A 19,622-nucleotide genomic window follows, 5' to 3' on the forward strand; every position below is an offset into this window, starting at 1 on the left:
AAGAAAATAGTAGGATTTTTAAGACATAATTTTCAGAATATTCTCAATTGTAGAATATGCACAATGCTTGTCGAAAAAACCAACATTTACCACATTCCATCCTCAAAGTTATCCACACACAAAAATCCACAAAACCCTGTAAAAATGAAGTTATCCTCAAAGTTATCCACATTCTCCACAAAAATGTGTGTGGATTAATATGATTTACATAATAAAAGAAAGAACAAAGGTTTTGTACACTTGTGATAAAAAGAAGAATTTTGGGGAAAAGTGGGGAAAAGGGATTGACATTTTTGAAATCTATTATTTGACGAGGTGCGACAAAATATGCTAATATCCGGGAAAAACTGATGATATTTTCTGAAAATTGCTGGTTTCCATAAAACTGTGAGTTGACGGGTGTGGGAGAGTTATGGAGAGGGGAGTTGCGGGTGGCTCACGGACGGTGCGCAGGAGGTATCCGTGTGGGGAAAAAGTCAGGGGAGACAGGGGCCGCGAATAAGAGCAAGGAAGTCAGCCTGCTGATTTTAAATAGTAAAAACAAAAAGACATGGAAGGTTATATAAAAGAAGACTTCTTCTAAATTATATGTAAAATAAGAAGAAAGCGAAGTTGAGTGCTGTCAGATTACGGACGAAAGCTGAGGAAGTGCCTTAAATTATATGTAAAATAAGAAAAAAATGAAGCTGGGTGCTATCAAATTACGGACAAAAGCCGAGGAAGTGCTTTGGATTATATGTAAAATAAGAAGAAAGCGAAGCTGGGTGCTGTCAGATTACGGACGAAAGCTGAGATGTAAAGTGAGAAGAAGGGAAGTCAGGCGTATTTAGATTAAATGCAAATGTCAAACTGTCTTTATGATTATCTATTTGGCAGGAAAAATATTGGTTATCCTTTGTAGTTGTCTACAAAAAAGAGAAGATGCACGGAAATTTCTTATATACCTGGATTGACGAGTATCCAACATAACAAATTACTACTGAGTGTCTACAGTAACAACTGCATTATAGATATTGTTTTGATAGAAGAATGCGATTGACAAAACAACTATCTTGCATTACAATGTAGCTAACTATATTGCAATGCAAGATAGGAGGTAAAGCGGTGATTTCTTCACAGATGTTGAAGGGGACTTTAGAGGGGTGTGTGTTGGCTATTATTGGGAAGGGGGAGGCTTATGGGTATGAGATTTCGGAGCAGTTGGGGGAGTATGGATTTGGGAAAGTGGCTGAGGGGACGATTTATCCGCTGTTGCTGAGATTGGAGAAGAATCAGTTTATACAGGCTACATTTCGGGAGTCGGAGGTAGGGCCCAGAAGGAAGTATTATTCTATAACGCAGGAGGGAAAAAAGGAATTCAAAAGATTTCTGGAGAGTTATATGGAATTATCCGTTGCAGTTTCCAGATTGTTGGATGATGTGAAAGGGGATTTAATAAATGAATAAACAAACAAAGCAGTTAATGAAGGAAAATAATGACTTATCTTTTCATCTGAAAGCAGCAGATAATAAAATTCTGACTGATATGGTAGTCTATATCCGAGGTGCGGATATCAGCGGATACCAACAGGAACTGGTCAGGCGTGATATTACACAGATGATCCTGGACGGAGAGCAGAGGGGGGATACCATGGAGGACATAATAGGCAGTGATTACAAGATATTCTGCGACAATGTTCTGAGAGAGGTTCCACATCTCACCCGTGCGGAAAAAGCTGTCTCCTTTTTAGGAACGTTATGTGTCGCCTTAGCAGTCCTGCTTGCAGTCCGCCTTCTTTTCGGTCTGTCAGACATGTTTGGAGACACCCCCACCTGGCCTTATATCCCCGTAACCACAGGTGCTATCATAAGTATGGTCATACTTTTATGCTCCGTCCTCCTTCTGTATAACACCATCACCAGAAATTCCTTCAACATCAGTTCCCAAAACAACAAAAGAATTTCCGTACTTTTCGCAGCCATTATACTGGCCTGCATCTGTGCTGATTTCTTCCTGAAAACAGTCATTCTTTCCGTCCACATATCCATTGTCCTCATTGCCATCCTGCTCCTGCTCATCATCTATAAAATAACAGACACCATTAACTAAACCAAACTAAAACTAAAGCCTAACCTGTAGCCAAAATGTATCTAAAAATTAGTAAGCCACAATAAAATTGTAGTTATACAACAGCAATACAAATGCTGCATATGAATCCATTATAAGAATAGAATTGAAAATCTTAGTTTTCAGTATTTTAGTCGTTTTACAAAAACAGCATATACAACAACCAACAATTTTATAATATACATTTCAACCGCCTTAAACCAACAGATACTGACTTGCGGAACCCCAGACGGAATATTGGAGGAACGTGAATAGAGTTTCTTAATGAAAAACGGCCTCCGGGTGCGTGATGAAATTTGATTTCCGAATCAAATTTCAAGGATAGTTGAGCGGACTAATCATCAGATTAGTGCGCGGTTCTATCCGGTTCACGTACCCGGAGGCCGTTTTTCATTTAGAAACTCTTCACGTCCCGACTATTCCGTCTGGGGTTCCGCAAGTCAGAATCGTCCGCATAAGCCACAACAGATCCCGCAAGTCAGAATCGTCCGCATAAGCCACAACAGATCCCGCAAGTCAGAATCGTCCGCATAAGCCACAACAGATCCCGCAAGTCAGAATCGTCCGCATAAGCCACAACAGATCCCGCAAGTCAGAATCGTCCGCATAAGCCACAACAGATCCCGCAAGTCAGAATCGTCCGCATAAGCCACAACAGATCCCGCAAGTCAGAATCGTCCGCATAAGCCACAACAGATTCCACAAATCAGTATCCCCCGCTTAAGCAATAATACAGCAAAAAAGTCAACACTCCTTCCCCCACACCAGCCGAAACAAACTCCCTTCCCCCACACAACTCTCCAATTCCACCTGCGCCCCCAAATAAGCCGCGCCATGCTTCACAATCGACAACCCAAGCCCAGTGCCCCCAATCTCTTTGGAATGGCTCTTATCCACCCTATAAAACCGTTCAAACACCCTGGCCTGGTCCGTGGAAGGGATTCCGATGCCCGTGTCCGCAACAGATACGCTGATTGTATTCTTCCCATTCAGGACAGTGACAGTCACCTTCCCGTCCGGATGATTATATTTAATGGCATTATCGCACAGATTATAGAGAACTTCCTCCAAAATCGGCCTGGTAGTATTGAATACAGCATGTTCCCCCTCTAAGAAGAGCGAAACCTGTTTGCGTTTTGCAGGCTCCCGCAGCCGTTCCAATGTCTCTTTTGCCAGAGTATACAGATCTGTTTCCTCCTTTTGATAAGGAAGACACCCCTCATCGAGCTGTGATATCTTGATCACATCCCCGACTAAGGCAATCAGCCTCTGTGCCTCATCGAAAATCTTTCCGGCGAATTTATTGATGTCCTCCGGTTTCACAAACCCATCCTGTATGATTTCTGCAAATCCTGATATAGAAGTAAGCGGTGTCTTCAACTCATGTGACACATTGGCAGTGAATTCCCTCCGCAGATTTTCCCGCTGAATTTTTTCAGTTATGTCAACCAATAAAAGCACTGCGCCGGTCACTTCTTTATCTCGGAGCACAGGGTTGGCAATGACCTGGCAGAAGTTCTCACCAATCTGCAGATCGGAGGTGGTGTGTTTTCCGGATAGGACTGCATCCACGGTCTGCTGGAAGGATTCACTTCTGTTGAGAGAGAGAACGCTGGCATGTGCCTGTGCCTCTGTGGCATCCAGCAGATGCAGGGCGCTGGAGTTGTAGGAGAGAAGGTCAGTCTGGGCGTCAATGACTAAAAGCCCCTCACTCATATTTTCCGTGATGATGGAAAACTCCTGCTGCTGTCTTCTGGCATCTGAGAGCTGCCTGCGGATAGTGCGCTGTTGTTTGTTGATCTTTGTGAGCAGTGGTGATATCTCGTCGTAGGCCTCTGTGCGCTCCGGCTGATCCAGGTCCAGGCTGTTGATAGGTGAGACAATTTTCTTGGAAATGCGCGCAGCAAAAAGGGCGGAGAGCACTACCATCATGAGCAGCACATACAGCATGGGCTGTACCAGCTCTCCAATCAGGGCAGCTACAGTGTACTGGGTGCTGGATACACGGAGAATCTGGCCGTTTGAGAGCTGCTTGGCATAGTAAATTGTTTTTTCCGAAAGCGTATCGGACTGGCGTGTAGCCTTTCCGACACCCTTTAGTTTTGCTGCGATCACTTCCTGGCGGTTGGAATGGTTCTCCATTTTAGAGGCGTCAGCCTTGTTATCAAAGAGAACACTGCCATCCTCGGCGATGAGAGTGATTCTGGCGGATTCCGCAGGAAGATCATCTAAGGCGGTAATGCCCATGTTTTCCACAGAGATTGCCAGATAAGCAGTTTCAGATTTCAGTTCCTTTTCAATCTGGCTGCCGAAATAGTGATACAGAATGCCCATAATGAAGCCCAGTCCGATGACTAGCACAAGAGCAGATACAAGCATTATGGAGCGGAAGATTCGTTTTGTCATGCGGTTTTTCCTCCAATTTTATAACCCACTCCCCTTACGGTTTTGATACAGTCACCGGCGCTTCCCAGCTTTTGGCGCAGGGTGCGGACGTGGACATCAATGGTTCGGCTCTCCCCGTCAAATTCATATCCCCAGATGCGGTCCAGAAGCTGGGCTCTGGTAAATACGGTCTCCTGTTCCGACAGAAGGAGGCAGAGCAGTTCAAATTCTTTCAGGGTCAGGATGATCTCTGTGCCGTCCACCCGCACGATATGGCGCGAGGGGCAGACGTAGAGGGAGCCGAGGCGGTATTCCGGAATCTTTTCCTGTTCCTGGCTGCGGCGCAGCAGGGCACGGATGCGGGAAATCAGTTCCATCATCCGGAAAGGTTTCGGAATATAGTCGTCGGCTCCGTTGTCGAGTCCCAGTACCGTGTCATATTCACTTCCCTTTGCGGTCAGCATGATAACGGGAAGCTTTTTCGTGTCTCTGGATGTGCGGAGCTTTTTTAATATGCTCAGCCCGTCCTCCTCCGGAAGCATGATATCCAGGAGCACCAGGGAGGGGACAGCCACGGACATGGCATCCCAGAAGTCAGAGGGCCGTGCAAAGCCTTCCGCTTCCAGGCCCTGGCTGTTCAGGGTGTAAGTGACCAGTTCCCGGATATTTTCATCGTCCTCTACAAGATAAATCAATTTATTCACCTCATTCTTTTTCCGTATCCAGATGATGTTCATCGCTTTTATGGATACCTGTTATGGAATATTGTACCCATTCTGCCACATTTACGGCATGATCGCCAATCCGTTCAAAATACTTGGCGGCCATGAGAATATCCAGGGCGGCCCTTGGGTCCACGTTATTTTTCCGAATCAGATCCAGCAGCTCGCCTTTTACCTTGTTGAAGAGGTCATCCACTATATCATCGGAGATGACCACAGATTCCGCCAGCTCCAGATCATTTTTAACAAATGCATCTACGCTTAAGGTTACCATGCGGATGGTAGCTGCCGCCATGTCATGAATCTGTACTTTACTGCTGATGCTGCTGCTGACAATATATGGAGCCAGGTCTGCAATATCTGCTGCCTGGTCACCGATGCGCTCCAGGTCGGAGATCATTTTAAGGGCAGCAGATATGATTCTCAGATCGCGTGCTACGGGCTGCTGCTGTAAAAGAAGGCGCATACAGATATTTTCAATCTCCCGCTCTTTCTCATCAATTTCACCCTCCATGGCAGCTACCTTTTTCACAACATCCCGCTCCGGCTGATCCAGTGCCTGGGCGGCCAGAGTGATGGCCTGTTCACACAGGCTTCCCATTTTGATCAGTTCTACATGAAGCTGTTCTAATTGTTTGTCAAATCTTGTGCGCATATCAACCAAACCTCCCTGTAATATAGTCCTCTGTGCGTTTATCCTTTGGCATTGAGAATATTTGTTCTGTTTCACCGTACTCCACAATCTCGCCCAGCAGGAAAAAGGCAGTTTTATCGGAAATACGGGCTGCCTGCTGCATATTGTGGGTAACCATGACAATGGTGTAATCCTTTTTCAGTTCCACTGCCAGGTCTTCAATCTTGGATGTGGATATAGGGTCAAGGGCGGATGTGGGTTCATCCATAAGGAGGACTTCCGGCTGGACAGCCAGCGCTCTTGCGATGCAGAGCCTCTGCTGCTGGCCACCGGACATGCCCAGAGCGTTCTGCTTCAGGCGGTCTTTTGTCTCATCCCAGATGGCAGCATCCCGCAGGGATCTCTCCACAATGTCATCCAGCTTTGCCTTGGAATGGATACCGTGGGTGCGGGGGCCGAATGCAATGTTATCGTAAATACTCATGGGGAAGGGATTGGGCTTCTGGAACACCATGCCTACCCTTTTCCGCAGCAGGTTTACATCCATTCTGCCGTAAATATCCTCGCCATCCAGTAAAATACTGCCCTCGATACGGCAGCCCTCAACCAGGTCATTCATGCGGTTCAGGGATTTTAAAAGTGTGGATTTACCGCAGCCGGAGGGGCCGATGAAGGCGGTGATCTTATTTTCCGGTATCTTTAAATTTATGTTCTTCAGCGCCTTAAAGTCTGTATAATACAAATCCAGGCTGCTGATGGATATCTTTTCCGTATTGTTCATATTACATTCCTTTCGCCAGTTTTTTTGCCAGAGTGCCGGAGATCCAGTTGATGACCAGCACCAGCAGAAGCAGTACAACAGAGACAGCGTAGGCCTGGTCCATATACAGACCCTCTCTGGAGAGATTGTACATATGGACAGCCAGTGTGGAGCCTGAGGACATTACGCTTGATGGTACCTCAGCCACAGCTCCCGCGGTATAGATCAGAGCGGCTGTCTCGCCTACGATCCTGCCCACAGACAGGATAACACCGGCCAGTATGCCGGGAACGGCGCTGGGCAGTACGATGCGGAAGACGGTGCGCAGTTTTCCGGCGCCCAGGCCAAAGCTTCCCTCACGGAAGGAGTCCGGAACGGATTTTAGGGCCTCCTCTGTGGTCCGCATTATGAGGGGAAGGATCATGATAGACAGTGTCAGGGCACCGGCCAGCAGAGAATATCCCCATTTTAGTGTGGTCACAAAGAAGAGGGCGCCAAACAGTCCGTATACGATAGAAGGAATACCGGACAGGGTCTCTGTGGTAAGGCGGATGATCTCCACGAATTTGTTCCCGCGTTTGGCGTATTCCACCAGATAGATGGCAGAGAAGATACCAAGGGGGACAGCGATCAGCAGAGATAAAAAGGTGATGACCAAGGTATTGATAATGGAGGGCATCATGGACGCGTTCTCCGACGTATATGTCCAGGCAAAGAGTTCCGGTTTCAGATTGGGAACCCCGTTTATTAAAATATAGGCAATTAAGAAAAACAGGACGGCAAAGGTAACGGCAGCGCAGAGCATCACCAGCAGCATAAGGATAAATGAGCCGGGGGTGCGCTTGTACTCTCTCAGTTTCTGCCGCAGGTTATGATCATTATGCATGGCGGTTCCTCCGATTGAGCAGGGCTACACAGAAGTTGATCAGCAGAATGAAGACAAACAGGACCACACCTGTGGCGATCAGCGCTTCCCTGTGCAGGTCTGCTGCATAGCCCATTTCCAGTACAATATTGGCGGTCATGGTGCGGACACCCCTGAGGATACCCCTGGGCATTCTGGGCTGATTGCCGGCGATCATGACAACCGCCATGGTCTCACCGATGGCACGGCCAATCCCCAATACCACGCCGGCAATGACACCGGATTTGGCAGCAGAGAGCACAATGGCAAAAATACTCCTCTCATGTGTGGCACCAAGGGCCAGCGCCCCTTCGTAGTAGGTGCGCGGAACAGAGCGCAGTGCGGATTCACTGACACCTATGATAGTGGGCAGTATCATGATTCCCAGTAAAATAGAGGCGGTCAGCATACTGCTTCCGTTTCCTTCCCGGAACATGCCGCGGATCAGAGGGACAAGCACCACAAGACCGAAGAAGCCATACACGACAGATGGGATTCCGGCCAGCAGTTCTGTAGCTGATTTTAAAAACGGGTATATTTTTTTCGGGCAGTATTCAGCCATGAAGATGGAGGTCAGGATGCCTATGGGCACGCCAATGACAATAGCTCCGGCTGTCACATAGATACTTCCCATGATCATAGGGAAGATACCGAATATGTTGTTGCCCGGTTTCCAGCGCTCTCCTAATAGGAAACTGAAAAAGCCGATTTCCTTCATGGCAGGTATGCCGTTTACAAAAAGGAAGAGACAGATTAAGGCAACTGCGAATATGGATGCGCAGGCAGCTATAAAAAAGACTGCCTGCATTACTTGTTCCTTACGCTTATTTTGTTTGCAAAACGGGTTGTGTTTTTTCATACTTTCTAACCTCGGATAGGAGTGTGGGATCAAAGGGCTTCATCCCAGGCCAGAGCATCTCCGGTGAAGATGGATTTTACCTGGTCAGAGGTCATTTCATCGGTGGGGTTGCTATTGTTCACAATAACAGCAATACCGTCCAGGGCAATGACTGTAGGGGTCAGGCCAGCGTCCAGTTCAGAATCTTTCAGTTCTCTGGAAGCCATTCCGATATCACACACACCATCAATGGCATTCTGCATGCCGGTGGTGGAATCACTTGTCTGAATCTCAATCTCCACATTGCTGTTCATCTCCGCGTAAGCTTCTTTCAGCTTCTCCATGACGGGAGATACAGAGGAAGAGCCTGCAATGACAACCTTGCCGGATGCGCCGTTTGATGCGTAGGCTTCTGCGCTGTCCAGGGGGATGTAGTTGTTGTCAGCCACTACAGCCTGGCCTTCTTTACTCAGAATGAAGTTGATGAAGTCCTGTCCGGCTTCACTGAGACCTTCTTTTGTCGCAATATTGAAAGGTCTGGAAATTTTGTAGGTGCCTGCTTTAATGTTTTCCGCTGTGGCTTCTGTACCGTCAATTTTTAAAGCTTTCACTGTATTATTTAAAGAGCCGAGGGAAATGTAGCCGATGCTGTACTCATCCTGCGCTACACTGGACATCATGACAGAGGTGCTGTTTGTGATGTTTGCCTCCTCAGTTGTCATATCCATATTTTCACCGTTTACTTCCTCTTCAATGCCGAACAGTTCAACAAACGCACCGCGTGTGCCGGAACCGTCTTCCCTGGATACCACTGTGATGTCATTGGTGCTGTCCCAGTCACCTGATGTATCTTTTGAGCCGCTGTCGGCAGTTCCTTTATCAGATTCTGTACCGGATGCGGCCTCTGTGCTGTTTCCTGCATCTTCATTTCCGCCGCATGCTGCAAGTCCGAATACCATTACACCGGCGAGTATAACTGCTGCTAATCTTTTCATAGTTTTGATCTCCTTTTTCCTCGAATTGTCTAATGATTTGTCCTTGTTACGAATTTCAGTATATAGGGGGAAAGTAAAATACAAAATCTTGATTTTGTTAAATGTAAGTAAAGTTAAATAAGAAATATTTTGAAATGTAAAATGTTAAATGAAGCATAAATGCTATAATTACAGAAAATATGTGCTATAATCTTTTTATGGAGCTGCAAATTGTAAAGACTGCTGCAGGAGGTCTATATGGATAAAAGCAGGAAGATTCTCCCGGTGGGAATCAGTGATTTCAGGAAAATTATAGAAGAACAGTATTATTTTGTAGATAAGTCACTGCTCATAAAAGAGATCATAAATTCAGGAGCAGAAGTAACGCTTTTGACAAGACCGAGACGATTCGGAAAAACCCTGAATATGAATATGATAAAATTATTTTTTGAAAAATCTGAGGAAGAGACGGCAAGTCTGTTCCAGGGACTTAAAATATGGCATTGTGAGGATACGGAAAAATACAGGTGTGAGCAGGGAAAATATCCGGTAGTATTTTTAACGCTAAAGGATATAAAATGTGACAGTTGGGGTGAAACTTACGAAAAATTGAAGAATATGATCCAGTTGGAGTATAATCGCCATGCATATTTGCTGCAGAGTGAATGTCTGACGAAGTTTGACCGGCAGTATCTGGGACGTATACTGAATATGGATGCTTCAGATGCCGACTGGCAGGATTCCTTAAATCGACTGACCGGATATTTAAAAGCTCATTATAAAACACCGGCAATTCTTCTTATTGATGAATATGATGTCCCTATACAGCAGGGGCATATGCTGGATTATTACGATAAAGTTATAAATTTTATGAGAAATTGGCTTTCAGGAGGCCTTAAAGATAATCAAAACCTAAAATTCGCTGTGTTAACAGGGATTCTTCATATTGCACAGGAGAGTATTTTCAGTGGTCTGAATAACCTGGATGTGTATACCGTACTGGATAAGACTTACAGGGAATATTTTGGTTTTACACAGGAAGAAGTGGATGAGATTGCTGCGTATTACGACTGCAAAGAGAAAAGCGGGGAGTTACGAACATGGTATAATGGCTATAATTTTGGCGGAATAGATATCTATAACCCATGGTCGGTGGTAAAATATATCCGTGCCGGAAATAAACCGGCGCCTTACTGGCTGTCCACAAGCAGTAATGATTTTGTGCACAGGATCATTGAAAGAAGTTCTCCTGAGACCGAAGATGCCTTAAAAAAGGTTATGGATGGCGGATACCTCATGACTTCACTTAACACACAGGTAGTATATCCGACAGTTTATGATAATCCGGATAATATCTTCAGTTTTCTGGTCATGACAGGATATTTGAAAGTCAATGCATTGGAGGAATTGGAATATGGTGAGGATTATGTTCTGTGTATTCCAAATGAGGAAATAGCTTGTGTTTATAAAGAGGAGATACTGTCAGTATTCGATGTGCAGAATGAGGGGATAATACGATACTCTGCCCAACTGCGGAGAGCACTGTTTACAGGGGACTTGGGACAGCTCGACGAACTGCTCCATAAGATAATAAAATGTTCAGTCAGCTTTTATGACATACATGAAAGCTTTTACCATGGATGGATGCTGGCCCTGACAAGTATGTTTTATGATACTCATTATGTGCGTTCCAACAGGGAATCTGGAAAAGGTCGGTACGATATTATGATGGAACCTAAAAGTGCTCGTTTTCCGGGGATTATCCTGGAATTTAAGGTATTGACTGAGAACAGGGCAAAAGAGGTGGAAGAAAAGCTGCATCAGTTAGCAGAGAGTGCCCTTCAGCAGATAAATGAATGTGATTATGAAGCAGAGTTAAGAGACAGAGATTGCAGGAGCATTATAAAATATGGTATTGGATTTTATAAAAAGGAGTTTTCAATCGTAAAAGGATGATTTCTATATGATTAAAATAGGGGCGGCCGGCGTGCATTTTCCGCACTTCCGGCCGCTTTTCTTATTTACCCTTTCTGCTGCATCCTCTTGATCACCTTCAGACGGGTAAATTCTTCTCTCTCTTTTTCCTCCAATGCATTGGAAATAGATTTTGTCAGATCCTCAAATTTGGGGATTGTGATATTTTTCAGCGCGTTGGCGCGCTTCTGTGTTTTCTTAATATTGATAGCCAGCCTGTAGGCGGAATTTTCCACCATGGACAGGCGGATGGTGAGCTGCTTTACCTTCTCAAAGGCCGCTTTCGCTTCATCCAGGGAGGCTTTAGTGCCGTAGTAGGCATATGTGGGCGCCCCCGAGGCCGGATCAGACTGTACCAGGGGGATTTCTGTTCCCATGACACTTCTGGTCTTGATGCGGATGGAATCCTCCACAGGCACGGTGCGGGATATCTCCTGCACATTGCTGATGCCGATTTCCATGTTGGCCTTCTGGAGTGCTGCATAGGCGGTGCGGAAGGTGATATCGATCTGGTCCTGGATATCCTTGGCCTGGTCGATCAAATCCATCAGCTCACGGATGAGAATATTCCTCTTCTTGTCCATCAGGTCAAAGCCCTGCCTGGACAGCGCCAGGGAATTCTTGGCTAATATGAGATTACCTTTGGTTGGAAAGGTATTTGGATCCATAACATCACCCTTTCTGTGTTTTCAATCCATGTTCGGTCGATGCTCTTGTTTTTGGTGATTTCCTTGTTTATGATTCCTCTTCCGAAGGATGATAATACTGATCCAGAATCTTGGTGTCGATACGGTCCAGTTCGTCTCTCGGAATCATGCCCAGCAGTTTCCAGCCCAGGTCAAGGGTTTCCTCAATGCTGCGGTTCTCATCCGGTCTTTGGCCCACAAAATCGTGTTCAAAGGCATCACCGAATTTCAGGTATTTCTTATCCAGAGGTGAAAGCTCATCCTCACCGATAACAGAAGCCAGCGCCCTTGCGTCTCCCACCTTGGCATAGCAGGAGAAGAGCTGATTGGCGACGTCCTGATGGTCGCCTCTTGTGTAGCCTTCACCGATACCGTCCTTCATAAGCCTTGACAGGGAGGGCAGTACATTGATAGGCGGATAGATGGCCTGTCCGTGGAGCTGCCGCTCAAGAACGATCTGTCCTTCTGTGATGTAGCCGGTAAGGTCAGGAATGGGGTGTGTGATATCATCATTGGGCATGGTCAGGATCGGTATCTGTGTAACAGAGCCGGTTCCGCCTCTTACAATGCCGGCGCGTTCATACAGGGTTGCCAGCTCACTGTACAGGTATCCGGGATAACCCTTTCTGGAAGGAATCTCGCCTTTTGAGGAAGAAACTTCACGCATGGCCTCCGCAAAGGAGGTGATATCTGTCAGGATAACAAGAATGTGCATTCCTTTTTCAAATGCCAGATACTCCGCAGCGGTCAGTGCCACTTTCGGGGTGATCAGTCGTTCCACAACCGGGTCATTTGCCAGGTTCAGGTACATGACCACATGGTCTGCAACACCGCTCTCCTCAAAGGTGCGGCGGAAAAATTCAGCAACGTCGTATTTGACACCCATAGCGGCAAATACAATGGCGAATTTTTCATTGCTGTCCCCGCCAAGGGAAGCCTGCTGTACGATCTGAGCTGCAAGCTGGTCGTGAGGAAGGCCGTTTCCTGAGAAAATAGGAAGCTTCTGTCCTCTGATCAGGGTGGTCAGGCCGTCAATGGCCGAGATACCGGTCTGGATATAGTTACGGGGATATTCCCTGGTTACCGGGTTCAGGGGAAGTCCGTTGATGTTGGTGCGGACTTCCGGCATAACAGGACCCAGGCCGTCAATGGGTTTTCCGATGCCGTTGAAGGTTCTTCCCAAGATATCAGCGGAGAGCTCCACCTCCATGGGATGGCCTGTGAGTTTTGTGTGGGTGTTCAGAAGGGACATGTTTTCCGTGCCCTCGAACACCTGGATCACTGCTTTGTCTTCATATATTTCTACAATTCGGCCCAGCTTTTTGGAACCGTCGTCCACCTTGAACTCCACAATTTCATCAAAGGAGGCATCGCGTACGCCTTCCAATACAACCAGAGGTCCATTGATTTCGCTCAAGCCGAGATATTCTATTGCCATAATCGTTCCTCCTTATGCATTCTTTTCCATGACGGTATTGTAGAAGTCGTCAACAGCCTTCATGTAATCGTCAATAAGTTCCAGCTTGTCATTGGGAACATCATATTTGATGGATATGATCTTCTCAAATATATTCTCCCTGCGGAGCACGGACATGGGCATACCCATGGCGATCAGGCTTCGGCAGCGTTTGTATAGGTACAGGATGACTTCCATCATCTTAAACTGCTTATCCAGGGACACGCAGGTGTCGTCAGGATGGAAGGCGTTCTGCTGCAGGAAGCCCAGACGGATGACTCTGGCAATCTCCAGCGTCAGCTTCTGGTCATCCGGGAGCACATCGCTTCCGATCAGCTTTACGATCTCCATCAGGCTGCTCTCCTGGTTCAGGATAGCCATCATGCGGTTTCTGTCATCCACGAATTTGGGTGATACATTCTCACTGTACCAGTGGGACAGATCCCCCAGATATTCGCTGTAGCTGGTGAGCCAGTGGATAGCAGGGAAATGTCTGGCATAGGCCAGGGATTTATCAAGACCCCAGAAACAGCGCACGAAACGCTTGGTGTTCTGGGTGACAGGCTCGGAGAAGTCACCGCCCTGGGGAGATACGGCTCCGATAATGGATACGGAACCCTCCGTGCCGTTTAAGTTCTGCATCATGCCTGCCCTCTCGTAGAATGCGGAGAGGCGGGAGGCCAGATAAGCGGGGAAACCTTCCTCGGCGGGCATTTCCTCCAGACGGCCTGACAGCTCACGAAGGGCTTCAGCCCACCTTGAAGTGGAGTCTGCCATGATCGCCACATCATATCCCATATCCCTGTAGTATTCCGCCAGGGATATGCCTGTGTAGATGGAAGCCTCACGGGCTGCCACGGGCATGTTGGAGGTGTTGGCGATCAGCGTGGTACGTGCCATGAGGGCATTGCCGGTCTTGGGGTCATGGAGCTTTGAGAAGTCTTCCAGAACCTGGGTCATTTCGTTGCCGCGCTCGCCGCAGCCGATGTAGACAATGATGTCCGCATCTGACCACTTGGCGATCTGGTGCTGTGTCATGGTCTTTCCTGTTCCGAAACCTCCGGGAACGGCTGCTGTGCCGCCTTTTGCAATGGGAAACAGGGTATCCAGGATACGCTGTCCTGTCACAAGAGGTATCGTAGCCGGGTAACGCTTGTTTGTGGGGCGCGGAATACGAATCGGCCATTTCTGCGCCAGTTTGAGGGGATACTCACTGCCGTCGGCGAGCTGGACCACTGCCAGCACGTCGGTTACGGTGTAAGCGCCGTCTTTTACCACCTTGGACACTATGCCTTCCACCTGAGGCGGAACCATGGATTTATGCACAATGGACGGGGTTTCCTGCAGCTCCGCGATGATGGTGCCGCCGTGGACTTCCATACCGTCCTTGATAGTCATGTGTACGTCCCATTTTTTTTCTGTGTCCAGGGAATCTACCTGCATACCGCGGGAGATATATTTACCGGACTGTTTGGCAATCACGGAGAGTGGACGCTGGATACCGTCGAAAATATTGTCCAGGATTCCGGGGCCGAGCATAACGGAAATAGCGTCACCTGTGGCTGTTACCGTTTCCCCCGGCTTTAAACCGCTGGTTTCCTCGTAAACCTGAACAGTAGTGGTATCCTTTTTCAGAGAAATAACCTCGCCGACCAGGTGTTCCTTTCCCACGTATACCATTTCCGACATCTTGAATCCTGTATTACCTTTCAGATAAATGACGGGACCGTTGATGCCATAGATAATTCCTGTTCTATTCATGTAGCAGTCCTCCGTCAAAATTAAATTCTTCTTTTTCGCTTTCGTATAAGGTTTTAAATGTGTGGTCGATCAAAATATTCTTAGCCGGAATCACAGCGCGGACACCTCCCATGAAGGGAGTCTCCGAGATGTGAAGGGAAGTCCCGCATCTGGCCGCCAGTGTTTCCAGCAGGGAAGAATCCGCAGGGGTCAGATAGATCTGTACCTCATCCTCACCGGCAATGGTAAGGGCCTCCCGGATCTTTTCTTCCAGCCAGACCAGGTATTCGGGGCTGCTCATGAAAGTCTCCAGTTTATTTCTGACCTCCACAAACAGTACCTCACGCAGTTCCTGCTGTTTTTTTGACAGACGTCTTTTGATGTGAAGCTGCTCCGCAGACAATGCCTTGTTGATCTCGCGTTTTGCGTTCTCTGTCTCCAGCTTTAACTGGTTGCCGGCATTTTTCTGTTTATCTTCTTTATGTTCAGCGAGCATCTGGGAGAGGGCAGCGCGGTATTCTTCCAGAGCCTTTTCAGACTCATCCCGTGCGCTTTCCATGGATACTTCGTAGAAATGCTGCAGTTTTTCTTCGGTTGTCATGTCATTCACCTTCTTTATCTATAATTTCAAACCGATCGCCTCATTGACATAAGAGAGAATAAAATCTGGTGCACGGCCGGTACCATGTCGGTCGGGGATTTCTATAATGAGCGGCAGACGATGGTTCAGCCGCATGTCGTCAATGATATCGGGAAACTCTCTGCCGAACTTTTCCGTCAGCAGGATGATGCCGTTTTCCTTGTTGGCAATGGCGTCCTCCAGAGCTCTCCTGAGCTCCTCGCGTTCATGCACCACAACACCCTCCACGCCTGCAAGCCGCATGCCTGTATAGGTGTCAATATTATCGCTGATCAAAAACATTTTCATAATGCATCAGTCTCTTTTCTTTATCAAAATATAAGGCAGCCCTTATCCCAGTTTACCTAAGATCATGAAGGAGATGATCAGTCCGTACAGAGCAATACCTTCTGCCATAGCTACGAAGATCATGGATTTACCGAACAGGGAGCCATCCTCGCTGATAGCACCTAAAGCAGCGCTTGCGGAGGAGGCAACAGCGATACCGGAACCGATGCCGGAAAGTCCTGTAACCAGTGCGGCGCCGATGTAGCCAAGGCCCGTTGCGAGGCCTGCGGATGCTGTGTCAGTGGCAGCGCTTACGGAAGCGGTTCCGCCGATCATGACGATGGAAGCCACTAAAAGGGTTCCGAAGAAGAAGAAGCAGTTGACTCCCAGTGATTTTTTGTAGCGTTTTTTATTTTTCTCTCCCAGGAAAAAGTATCCGAAGGGAACAATGATGCTTAAGATCAGTGCGGCTGCTATAGTAAATTGAATTAATGTTGTCATAATAATGAATCCTCCTTAGGTTTTATGCATTTTTGTTTTCTCTTTTTACGCGCTTTAAGAATGGGTGGAATTCCCTGCCGCTGCCTTTGTAGAAGCGGCTGAACATCTCATAATATTCCAGACGGAGTACCTGGATACCTACGATCAGGCCCTCCATTGCGCATACGAAAGCATTGCCCAGCACGATGACCAGCCAGTTGATGCTGCCCCCGCTCTCAGCGCCCGCCAGCATGAGCACAACGCCCATCATGGCTGCATGGCTGACAGCAAATGCGCCGATACGGACGAAGGAAAGGGTGTTGGAGAGATAACTCAGCATGACCTCGAACAGTTCAAAGAAGCTCTGAACAAAGAACATGACCTTTCCGCCCTCCACAACGGGCTGTTTTTTCTTGATGATTCGCGTCAGCGGCTCTTTCAGCATGATCAGTATAAGCGGCACGCCGAACATAATGACCAGGATCGCGGTTGCCGGAAGGGAATGACCCGTCAGGTACAGCAGGATCATAACGGTCAGTGCCCCGTAGAATACAAGGCCGCAGACGGCATTCTGGTCAAACAGGATATTTTCCGTATCATGGCACCTCACCGCGTTGATGATGTGGAAGATCATGGTCAGCAGTATGAGGAACATACCAAAGACGATCGCCACGATGAACACGGTGTTCATGTTGCCAAGGCCCGGTACATTGGTCATGGCATCCACAGGCCGCAGCCATATGGGTGACAGCACATCCTCAAATCCGAAGATGCTGCCGAACATGAAGCCAAAGAAAGTGGAGAAGATACCGGCTGTGCCGATGATGGCAGCCAGATCCATTTTCTTAAATTTGTACAGCAGAAAACCGCCGATTGCCAGCAGAAGCCCCTGTCCCACATCACCGAACATGGCGCCGAAGATGAAGGAATATGTGATGGCCACAAACATGGTGGGGTCCATCTCATTGTAGGCGGGAAGGCCGTACATTTTAACATACATCTCAAAGGGTTTGAACACCTTGGGATTTTTCAGTTTGGTAGGCGGCTGTGTGCGAATATTGTTCTGGTCATCCTCGATGATGCAGAACAGCCTGGCATCGTCCTCAATGTCTTTTTGGAAAGCCAGGGCATCCTTCTCAGTCATCCATCCGCAGAGAATGTAGAAGGTCTCCTGATGCTCCTTGACGCAGGCAGCAACCTTTCTCACGTCAAAGTTGGTGGAGAGGGCACTTAAAGCCTCTTTTGCGGAGAGTATGGCAGATGCGTCGTCGCGGAGCATCAGCCGTATCTCTTCCTGGCAGGAAGCCATGTGTTTGTCCAGGGTCTCCAGCTTCATTTTCAGCTCCCTGTGTATGGCCTGAGGCGTGCCGTGGTAGTAATCCTTTTTCAGATAGATTCTTTCAAAATGCATGGAAGAGAAAATCGCGTCCACTTCCTCCATCTTGGTCCAGGGCACGAAATAGACGCCCCATACATATTCATCCTCATGGCATGGATAAAACCAGGTATCCATACCATCATAGACATACTCTTTGAACTTGTTGTAATATTCCTTCGCGATCCGGCCGAATCGGACCTGGACAAAACGGTAGTGCACCAGTTTATCCACATCTTCCGGCAGGTTCAGGAAGGGGGTGATTCGGTTTAAGTCTTCCACAACTGCCGTCCGCTGTGCCTTCAGGTCATCGCATTCTGCATTGATGTCTGAGAGCTTCTGGCTGAGGGAGTCAATAAGACCGGTGGCTTCATCCAGGGAAATATCCCTGACAGGCACATCCTCTGTGTTCTGCAGCAGCCCTGCAAACTCTGTGGCCTTGTTCAGAAGCTCCTTATAGGGGTTGATCTGAATATAGGGGGACAGGTGCTGCACCTGCGTCAGCTGTGCCATGGCATTTTCCAGATGGATTTCATACTTAGCCAGGTATTCGTTGACAACTCTGTCAATGTCAGACTTCGGACCGGTAATGCTCAAGAATTTCATTTTCTCAATCATGTCAATTACCTCCGAGGTTAGTTTTTGTGAATATAATCCAGCGTCTCAGCCGGGGACAGTCCGTAGCGGATACACTCTATGGCAGTGGTGAGCCGGTCTACTTCGTGTTCCTTGTGATAAAAATAGGAATAGATCATAATAACTGAGTGCGGATATTTTCTTGCTTCTGATTCCAGGATGTTCCTGAGATTCAGAGTGTAGTATTCTTCCAGGTTCTCCGGCGCAAGTTCCGGATAACGTTTTTTATAAGCAGTAGTATCCAGCACGCGGCGGAATTCTTCATTGTCCGCTGCCTCAACCAGTGCGGTGATCTCTTTGTGGGAGAGCTTATAGTGCACAGGTATGAGCAGTGCGTAGATATCAGCCGGGGCCATATGGTAATACCTGCGGGAACGATAGATCCACTGCAGGTTGAGCATATCGAATTTATTGCCGTAGGCTTTGATGATCTCTTGCAGATCTCTTTTTTTGAACAGCTTATCTTTCACTGACCAGATATTTGCAAAGTAATACTGGTCCAGCGCCATGCCGTAATCAAAAAGGAGCGGTGTATATTCTTCCCCGATTTTTGACAGAGGAGAGTAATATTCCGTACCTTTCAAACTGTTTACAAATTCTTCAATTGTATTTGCTTGGGTAAGCTTTTCCAAATCCAGTTTGGAATGCCGGTCAAAGAAATCTTTGAACAGCGACAGATCCAGCCCTTCCCGGGTCTTGTCAAACACCCTTCTGAGGCATTCCTTCATAACGGCGATCTCGTACCGCTTAAAGTACAGAGCCATAAAGGTGCGCTGGGAGGGATTGGCGAATTTGTAAATCTTAGCAAAGTTCTGATGGATCGTGTGGGTAAGCAGCTTTTCGATGTCACCCCTGTGGAGGGAGTTTTCATCCAGGTCAGTCCACAGTTCTTTGAATCCGGGCTGCTTTTTTAAGTAGGCAACCACCTGGGGAACAGATTCCAACTGAGAAATTTCCTGATACTGCTTTTCCGTCATGAGCTTGCTCTGCATGGCACGGATCTTGGTTGAAAGACCGCTGTAAGATAACAGGGTTCCCATAACA

The 19,622-nt window shown here is 47.4% G+C and carries 18 protein-coding genes; 3 read left to right on the plus strand and 15 right to left on the minus strand.

Features of this window, described 5'->3' with window-relative positions:
• The first annotated feature begins 1,104 nt into the window (after positions 1 to 1,104).
• Entirely contained in the window at positions 1,105 to 1,446 is a 342-nt protein-coding gene (locus MUB35_RS00200) for a PadR family transcriptional regulator (protein WP_148391918.1), read from the plus strand.
• Complete coding sequence (locus MUB35_RS00205) at positions 1,439 to 2,089, plus strand: hypothetical protein (protein WP_148391917.1); 651 nt, start codon at positions 1,439 to 1,441, stop codon at positions 2,087 to 2,089. Before MUB35_RS00200 ends, MUB35_RS00205 begins: the two co-directional genes overlap by 8 nt.
• 762 nt (positions 2,090 to 2,851) lie before the next feature.
• Here the strand turns inward: MUB35_RS00205 and MUB35_RS00210 are convergent.
• Genes MUB35_RS00210 through MUB35_RS00240 form a run of 7 tightly spaced genes read right to left on the minus strand, consistent with a single transcriptional unit; the run spans position 2,852 to position 9,345 of the window.
• The gene (locus MUB35_RS00210) at positions 2,852 to 4,513 is read right to left on the minus strand and encodes a sensor histidine kinase (RefSeq protein ID WP_033142679.1); all 1,662 of its coding nucleotides are present in this window, start codon (positions 4,511 to 4,513) and stop codon (positions 2,852 to 2,854) included.
• Complete coding sequence (locus MUB35_RS00215; RefSeq protein WP_033142724.1) at positions 4,510 to 5,187, minus strand: response regulator transcription factor; 678 nt, start codon at positions 5,185 to 5,187, stop codon at positions 4,510 to 4,512. Before MUB35_RS00215 ends, MUB35_RS00210 begins: the two co-directional genes overlap by 4 nt.
• A 10-nt stretch (positions 5,188 to 5,197) precedes the next feature.
• Positions 5,198 to 5,869, minus strand: a complete 672-nt coding sequence (phoU, locus tag MUB35_RS00220) for a phosphate signaling complex protein PhoU (protein WP_033142680.1) — start codon at positions 5,867 to 5,869, stop codon at positions 5,198 to 5,200.
• A 1-nt stretch (position 5,870) separates the two neighbouring features.
• Positions 5,871 to 6,629 (minus strand): phosphate ABC transporter ATP-binding protein PstB, encoded by a 759-nt coding sequence (gene pstB / locus MUB35_RS00225; protein ID WP_033142681.1) that lies wholly within the window; start codon positions 6,627 to 6,629, stop codon positions 5,871 to 5,873.
• A 1-nt stretch (position 6,630) separates the two neighbouring features.
• Positions 6,631 to 7,494 (minus strand): phosphate ABC transporter permease PstA, encoded by an 864-nt coding sequence (gene pstA, locus MUB35_RS00230; protein ID WP_033142682.1) that lies wholly within the window; start codon positions 7,492 to 7,494, stop codon positions 6,631 to 6,633.
• Positions 7,487 to 8,371, minus strand: coding sequence for a phosphate ABC transporter permease subunit PstC (gene pstC, locus MUB35_RS00235; RefSeq protein ID WP_186970990.1), 885 nt, complete (start codon positions 8,369 to 8,371; stop codon positions 7,487 to 7,489). Before pstC ends, pstA begins: the two co-directional genes overlap by 8 nt.
• Positions 8,372 to 8,400: 29 nt before the next feature.
• Positions 8,401 to 9,345: a substrate-binding domain-containing protein gene (locus MUB35_RS00240; RefSeq protein WP_186970989.1), complete on the minus strand. Its 945-nt coding sequence runs from the start codon at positions 9,343 to 9,345 to the stop codon at positions 8,401 to 8,403.
• Between the two features lie 237 nt (positions 9,346 to 9,582).
• Between MUB35_RS00240 and MUB35_RS00245 the strand changes: the two genes are divergently transcribed.
• The gene (locus MUB35_RS00245) at positions 9,583 to 11,280 is read left to right on the plus strand and encodes an AAA family ATPase (RefSeq protein ID WP_033142685.1); all 1,698 of its coding nucleotides are present in this window, start codon (positions 9,583 to 9,585) and stop codon (positions 11,278 to 11,280) included.
• A 65-nt stretch (positions 11,281 to 11,345) separates the two neighbouring features.
• On the opposite strand, the gene MUB35_RS00250 is transcribed toward MUB35_RS00245, so the two are convergent.
• The 8 genes from MUB35_RS00250 to MUB35_RS00285 form a co-directional block, all read right to left on the minus strand.
• Positions 11,346 to 11,966: a V-type ATP synthase subunit D gene (locus tag MUB35_RS00250; RefSeq protein ID WP_033142686.1), complete on the minus strand. Its 621-nt coding sequence runs from the start codon at positions 11,964 to 11,966 to the stop codon at positions 11,346 to 11,348.
• Positions 11,967 to 12,033: 67 nt separating this feature from the next.
• Complete coding sequence (locus MUB35_RS00255; protein WP_033142687.1) at positions 12,034 to 13,422, minus strand: V-type ATP synthase subunit B; 1,389 nt, start codon at positions 13,420 to 13,422, stop codon at positions 12,034 to 12,036.
• Between the two features lie 12 nt (positions 13,423 to 13,434).
• Positions 13,435 to 15,201: a V-type ATP synthase subunit A gene (locus tag MUB35_RS00260; RefSeq protein WP_033142688.1), complete on the minus strand. Its 1,767-nt coding sequence runs from the start codon at positions 15,199 to 15,201 to the stop codon at positions 13,435 to 13,437.
• Positions 15,194 to 15,781, minus strand: a complete 588-nt coding sequence (locus tag MUB35_RS00265; protein WP_103731599.1) for a V-type ATP synthase subunit E — start codon at positions 15,779 to 15,781, stop codon at positions 15,194 to 15,196. The genes MUB35_RS00260 and MUB35_RS00265 overlap by 8 nt, the downstream gene beginning before the upstream one ends.
• Before the next feature lie 18 nt (positions 15,782 to 15,799).
• Positions 15,800 to 16,108, minus strand: coding sequence for a V-type ATP synthase subunit F (locus tag MUB35_RS00270; RefSeq protein ID WP_033142690.1), 309 nt, complete (start codon positions 16,106 to 16,108; stop codon positions 15,800 to 15,802).
• A gap of 42 nt (positions 16,109 to 16,150) precedes the next feature.
• Positions 16,151 to 16,588, minus strand: coding sequence for an ATP synthase subunit C (locus tag MUB35_RS00275; protein WP_033142691.1), 438 nt, complete (start codon positions 16,586 to 16,588; stop codon positions 16,151 to 16,153).
• A 22-nt stretch (positions 16,589 to 16,610) separates the two neighbouring features.
• Positions 16,611 to 18,560, minus strand: a complete 1,950-nt coding sequence (locus MUB35_RS00280; RefSeq protein WP_103731598.1) for a V-type ATP synthase subunit I — start codon at positions 18,558 to 18,560, stop codon at positions 16,611 to 16,613.
• Positions 18,561 to 18,577: 17 nt separating this feature from the next.
• Complete coding sequence (locus MUB35_RS00285) at positions 18,578 to 19,618, minus strand: V0D/AC39 family V-type ATPase subunit (RefSeq protein WP_033142693.1); 1,041 nt, start codon at positions 19,616 to 19,618, stop codon at positions 18,578 to 18,580.
• Positions 19,619 to 19,622: the final 4 nt, after the last annotated feature.

Source organism: Blautia sp. NSJ-175, from assembly GCF_022867815.1.
Classification (GTDB): Bacteria; Bacillota; Clostridia; order Lachnospirales; family Lachnospiraceae; genus Blautia; species Blautia celeris.